Origin of the sequence: Microcystis sp. M165S2, from assembly GCF_020245885.1 — a bacterium.
GTDB lineage: Bacteria > Cyanobacteriota > Cyanobacteriia > Cyanobacteriales > Microcystaceae > Microcystis.
Genome location: NZ_JADBTZ010000264.1, coordinates 1 through 5,340, shown reverse-complemented (window position 1 = coordinate 5,340; position 5,340 = coordinate 1). Strand labels below are relative to the sequence as shown.

Here is a 5,340-nt window from a genome sequence, read left to right as displayed (position 1 = left end):
ATTCCTCCCATCGAGATATATTCTGAATTGTCAGTTATAACTATTATAATCTCATTTCTCTTTGTGATCAAGTTGAAGATTTTCTAGTTGTTGACATCTATAAGTATTAATACTCATTGCATAAGTGAGATGCTCCCTATTCTGGTGTGAAAACTGCATCGGTTGTCGACAAATTCACAGAAATTATTAAGCGTTCTCTCAAAGAGTATATCAATGATATCATCAAAGAAAAATTTGAGGAAGTTTTAGGAAAAGAACCTGAAACAAATCCTCCTGATACATCAGCAGCAGAAGATACTCCACCAGAAGAAACAGGGGAAGATAAAATTAATACGACCCCCGAAGAATTGGAAGGATTTTACATTATTAAATCAATTCTACGGGAAGAAATCAATACCGCACGCATTCAATTCAAAGACACTAGAAGTTATTTTGGTATCAACTTAGATGGAAAAGTAACTAAAACAGTCTGTCGTCTGCGCTTCCATGAAAGAACTGGTAAGAAATCAATCAGTATTCCCGATAATGTCGAAACTGGTAAAGAAGCAACCACAAATATAGACAGTCTTGATGAAATTTATGGAGTCGCTGAATTTCTGAAATCTCGCATCCGCTATCTGACTCAAGATACTTATAAAAGCAAGTCAGAAAAAACATAAAGTATCTAAAATAATTATCCCCTATCTCTTTAATGACCGATAGGGGTTTTTAAGGATATGATTTTTAGTAATCGCTGATTATGGTTGTAAAATTTTATCTAGGGATAGGAAGCTACGGTTAATAAGTGGTCATGAAAAGGAGATAGGATATCCGAACATTATAATAAAAGTTTTCTCTCAAGTTAAGGTCAAACAATTCTAGCTGGGAGTTATCGAAGTGTAATTAAGCTTGACAAACTCAAATTAAGGTGTTAATATATAGGGCGTGATTTGTACAGATGTTAAAAATTTTGTTTTGCGGTAGTCTATGAATTTAACAAATTTACCAATGTCTCTTGATGAGGTGCCTTTACCTAGTCCTTTGCCGCCAGTTATTTTAACAGTTTTTACTCGTCCCGATCTACTCAAGGAAGTTTTAAAGGGTTTAACCCAACAGACTCTATCTGAGTCGCCTAGAATTTGTGAAGCTATTTATGGCTCACTCCCCCTTTAGTTTGAAAAGAGCTCGCCGTCGCCTAGGTTTATAGTTTAGTAGATACTTAATAGAAAATATGAATAGCTCTAGAAAATTTCTGATTTGTAAAGGTTCCTCTGGCATGGGAAACCGAATTCTGGCCGCCTGTGGTGCAATAATCTATAGTGAAATTAGTAATCGCCAGTTAGTTATTGATTGGCGGGATAATACTTATTGTCATGACAATATCAATTCCTTCCCTCTATTTTTTAACTGTCCAAAAACCGCTTCAGTAGAATCTATACCTGATAGCAAGTCTGTCTATCCTGAGATATGGATTGATAAGTTAGATCAATCTTTTGGTGGACTAAGAAAAGATTTAAGGATTTCGGATCAATCTATGTCGGTTGAATTATCTAGAACAAATTATGAGAGTGAGATTCTGGTTTTCTGTGCCTATACTCATAAAATCAACCAGATGAGACAACTTTTTCATGGCAAGTTCGATTACTTGGCAAAAATGGATGATCGTACTATTATCAAACAGGTATTAAACTCTCATCTAAGCCTGAAACCTGAAATTGTTCAGTCTATCGAAGATTTCAGATCATCTTACTTTGGAGTGAATACCCTAGGCGTTCATGTCAGATACACAGACATGAAGATTCCTTTAGATAAGCTAATTACTAATACTAAAAAAATCAACAAAAACAATAAATTTAACAGCATTTTCTTGTCTACAGATTCTCAAGAAGTTGTTGGAAAATTTCAACAGGAATTCGCAAATATTATCACCACCACAAAATGGTTTCCACCCTCAGGAGAAAGAATGCACCAGAACTGGGATCAATGTCCTGATCGCGTTCAAAATGGCAGAGAAGCATTAATGGATATGTATTTGTTAGCCAGTTGTAATGATTTGATTTTTTCTTCACAGTCCTCCTTTGGTTTAGTGGCATCAATCCTAAGTAAAGCGAGTAAACAACATCTCCATGATGTGAATTCTTCTTCATTCATTGAAAAAGTAAAAGCGAAAATTAGAGGTATTGCCAAATAGTTTGTACGAGCAATTAACCCGAACCAACCTTAATGATGTCTATGCTATGGCAAACTTGGGGAGTTACCAACTAATGCTTAATTCTCTCAATCGCATTTTCTCGCCTTTAGTATCTAGCGTTTTGCTTACCATAATTATCTCCAGTTGTCAAGGAACAAATGTATTAACTTCGGCAAATAATTCCCAGACCAATCAATGGCAAAAAGTGACCGTAATCGAGGGTTTAGAGCATCCTTGGTCGATGGTTTGGCTACCTAACGGGGAAATCCTGATCACAGAGCGCCCCGGTCGTTTAAGAGTGGTTAGAGAGGGTAAATTAGACCCAAAAGCCATCGCTGGAGTTCCCGAAGTTTTTGCCGTCGGACAAGGAGGACTGCTCGATGTGGCAATTCATCCCCAATTTGCCCAAAATCGCTGGATTTATCTAACTTATGCCCACGGAGACCAGGAGGCTAATCGTACCCGCGTCGCTCGTGCGGTTTATGATGGTACAAGTTTGCGAGATGTGCAGGTTATTTTTGAAGTTTCCCAGGCAAAAACCGGCTCTCAACACTTCGGTTCGCGGTTATTATGGCTACCGGATGGCACTTTATTGGTAGCGATTGGGGACGGGGGTAATCCTCCCCTACAATTAGCGGGAGATTTAATTAGAAAACAGTCCCAAAATCTGCAAAGTCATTTAGGTAAAATTATCCGCATCAATGACGATGGTTCTCTACCTAAAGATAATCCTTTTGCGGGTTCTAAAATTTGGAGTTATGGTCATCGGAATATTCAAGGAATCAGCTTTGATCCAATGACTAAAAGAGTCTGGGCAACAGAACACGGAGCAAAAGGAGGGGATGAATTAAATTTAATTGAAAAAGGTAAAAATTACGGTTGGCCAGTGGTTTCTGCCAGTCAAGAGTACGGCACTAATACCCCAGTTTCCAGCAAAAAATCTCGCCCCGGGCTGATCGATCCAAAAACAATTTGGACACCTGCGATCGCTCCTTCGGGATTGGTCTTTTATACCGGTAATCGCTTTCCTAATTGGCAGGGAAATTTATTCGCCGGTGGTTTAGTTTCCAGGGATATTCGCCGTCTGTCAGTGGATAAATCCGGTGAAATTATCAATCAAGAAGCGATTCCCATCGGTCAGAGGGTGCGGGATGTGCGTCAAAGTCCCGACGGATTTTTATACCTGCTCACCGATGAAGGTAACGGTCAATTAATTCGCCTTGAACCGCCATCTAATTTGTAAAAGTTCACAGAAATTATTATGGAAACCTTGAAGATTTTTTAGCGAATTCTAGTATAGTTATGTTTGTACGGGAGCAAGCACTCGATTTATGAAGAAAATTTTACAGTTAGTGGGACTAGGTTGTATATTACCTATGTTCCTCGCTAGTGCAAGTTTAGCGGAAACAGTGGTGGAAAAAGTGGCTCGCACGGGATTTTTGACCGTAGGAACCCGTTTTGATGCGATTCCCTACTCCTACATCGATGATAAAGGGGAATTAGTCGGCTATTCTATGGATGTGTTAGAACGAATTAGAAAACGATTGGAAACTCGTCTCGGTCGTCCCGTCACCCTGCAAATGATTGAAGCTAATCAACCCGGAGAGAAAATTAATCTCATTCGTAGCGGGGAAATCGATATCGCTTGTAGTACGGCTTTTACTTGGGAAAGGGCGAAAGTTGTCGATTTTTCCATCAGTTACAGCATTTCTGGGATTAGGATTTTAGCTAAAAAAGGGAGCAATCTCTCCACTCCTCAATCCCTAATCGGTAAACGCATCGCCTTGGTTCCCACTTCTGCGGCCGTGGATGTGATTAAATTAGTACAACCGCAAGCGACAATTGTTACTACCTACAGCACCGTAGAAGAAGCGATCGAAGCTTTAAAAACCGGTAAAATCGACGCAATAGCGGGGGATAGCATTTCTTTAGCGGGAACAATCCTGAGAGATAACCCTAAAATCTACGAAATCGTCCCCGAAGAAGCTCTAGCTAATTTTGGCATCGCTTGCATGGTTCCCGAAAATAACTCTACTTTTTTGGATGATGTCAACTATGCCATTGTTAAAATGATGCAGGATTACATCACCAATGATACGGCTACCGTTAGTCAAATCGATCGCTGGTTCGGTAGTCAAGGCATGGTTCCCATCCCCCCAGAATTATTAAAGGGGTTTTTTGCCTTCAAAGTTATCGAACACGCCCAAATTAATCCCCAAGAAGCCAAATAGGAGCATAAATTCAGGTGAATATTCGCAATAAAACCGGTTTAGTCGGCTTTCTTCTCGCTTTATCTGCCTTCGGTCTGACTAGCACCGCTCAGGCCGCCTCAGACGAGGCTAATCCCATTGAAGCGCGTTTAAGTCGTCTATCTAGCGCTGTACGCGAACGGGTTAACCAACTGCCGGAAGGTACTGCCGATCCTAGTTTACAAGCTTTAGGCTGGGGAGATGGTGGCAATCGCGGTTGGGGGAATAGTCGTGCCGGTGGTTGGGTAGATGGTCGCGGTGGTAGTTTCGTTAATGCGCGGCCCTGGCGTAATGGTTGGTCTGACGGTGGCGGTTTCTTTAATTCCCGACCGCGCTGGGGTAATGGTGGCGGTTTCTTAAATCGTTGGTAAGTAAGGTTGGGTGAGGGGATAACTTTATCCTCGTCCCAACCCCGGTTTTACGATTAAATCTAGGGTGATTATTTTGCGGCAGAAAGACTCCATCAAGACGAAAAGAAAGTTGTTTGACTTCCACTGAGTCAAAGCGGTAGTTATTCGCTTCGCTGATAGGGAGTTGAATTAATTCAAAGAAGATAGAGGGGAAAGATTGCAAGAGTTGATAAAAAATCGTGTCAGTTTTCATGCTCTTATTTTACAAGGCGATCGCATTTTTTATGTCCCGTTTTGTATAGCTCTAACCTGTTCAACCTCTAACTCTAACGCGGATGCGACTTGCTCAACACTTAACCCTAAGGCTAACAAACGAGGGACCGCCTCTAATGCTTTGTTTAGTCTGCCTTGCTCACGACCTTCCTGACGCGCTTCCTCGCGCACATCTTGAAAATACTGAGTTTGTTTTAATTCATCTAAACTAAACATAGTTTCTATCTCCCGACGATTGAGAAGCGGTAACTTATAAACAAGAATCGTCTCTATTAATTGTAAGAGTTCTTGCGGTTTT

The 5,340-nt window shown here is 40.6% G+C and carries 6 protein-coding genes and 2 pseudogenes; 6 read left to right on the top strand and 2 right to left on the bottom strand.

All coding sequences use genetic code 11. From position 1 onward, the window contains the following. Nucleotides 1-137 precede the first annotated feature (137 nt). From IM479_RS13215 to grrA, 6 genes and pseudogenes are all read left to right on the top strand, one after another. Nucleotides 138-659 (top strand): annotated as a pseudogene (locus tag IM479_RS13215) (restriction endonuclease); the annotation flags it as partial. 307 nt (nt 660-966) lie between these two features. Continuing rightward, nucleotides 967-1,152, top strand: a complete 186-nt coding sequence (locus IM479_RS13210) for a hypothetical protein (protein WP_287673554.1) — start codon at nt 967-969, stop codon at nt 1,150-1,152. Nucleotides 1,153-1,210: 58 nt separating this feature from the next. After that, nucleotides 1,211-2,170, top strand: a complete 960-nt coding sequence (locus IM479_RS13205) for a NodZ family protein (protein ID WP_287684517.1) — start codon at nt 1,211-1,213, stop codon at nt 2,168-2,170. Nucleotides 2,171-2,243: 73 nt separating this feature from the next. Beyond that, complete coding sequence (locus IM479_RS13200) at nt 2,244-3,413, top strand: PQQ-dependent sugar dehydrogenase (RefSeq protein ID WP_287684518.1); 1,170 nt, start codon at nt 2,244-2,246, stop codon at nt 3,411-3,413. A gap of 88 nt (nt 3,414-3,501) precedes the next feature. Further along, a complete protein-coding gene (grrP, locus tag IM479_RS13195; RefSeq protein WP_012266460.1) occupies nt 3,502-4,401 on the top strand; it encodes an extracellular substrate binding-like orphan protein GrrP in 900 nt (299 codons plus the stop codon). Nucleotides 4,402-4,415: 14 nt separating this feature from the next. Then, entirely contained in the window at nt 4,416-4,790 is a 375-nt protein-coding gene (grrA, locus tag IM479_RS13190; protein WP_286827276.1) for a GrrA/OscA1 family cyclophane-containing rSAM-modified RiPP, read from the top strand. A 58-nt stretch (nt 4,791-4,848) separates the two neighbouring features. On the opposite strand, the pseudogene IM479_RS13185 reads toward grrA, so the two are convergent. Together IM479_RS13185 and IM479_RS13180 are read right to left on the bottom strand one after the other, a co-directional pair. Beyond that, nucleotides 4,849-5,022, bottom strand: a pseudogene (locus IM479_RS13185) (DUF2887 domain-containing protein); the annotation flags it as partial. A 29-nt stretch (nt 5,023-5,051) separates the two neighbouring features. Further along, nucleotides 5,052-5,340: Rpn family recombination-promoting nuclease/putative transposase (locus tag IM479_RS13180; RefSeq protein WP_287699454.1), on the bottom strand; the 289-nt coding region annotated here is incomplete at its 5' end.

Coding starts and splice junctions, on each gene's coding strand:
- IM479_RS13210 (WP_287673554.1), top strand. CDS start 967: ATGAATTTAACAAATTTACCAATGTCTCTTGATGAGGTGCCTTTACCT.
- IM479_RS13200 (WP_287684518.1), top strand. CDS start 2,244: ATGCTTAATTCTCTCAATCGCATTTTCTCGCCTTTAGTATCTAGCGTT.
- grrP (WP_012266460.1), top strand. CDS start 3,502: ATGAAGAAAATTTTACAGTTAGTGGGACTAGGTTGTATATTACCTATG.
- IM479_RS13205 (WP_287684517.1), top strand. CDS start 1,211: ATGAATAGCTCTAGAAAATTTCTGATTTGTAAAGGTTCCTCTGGCATG.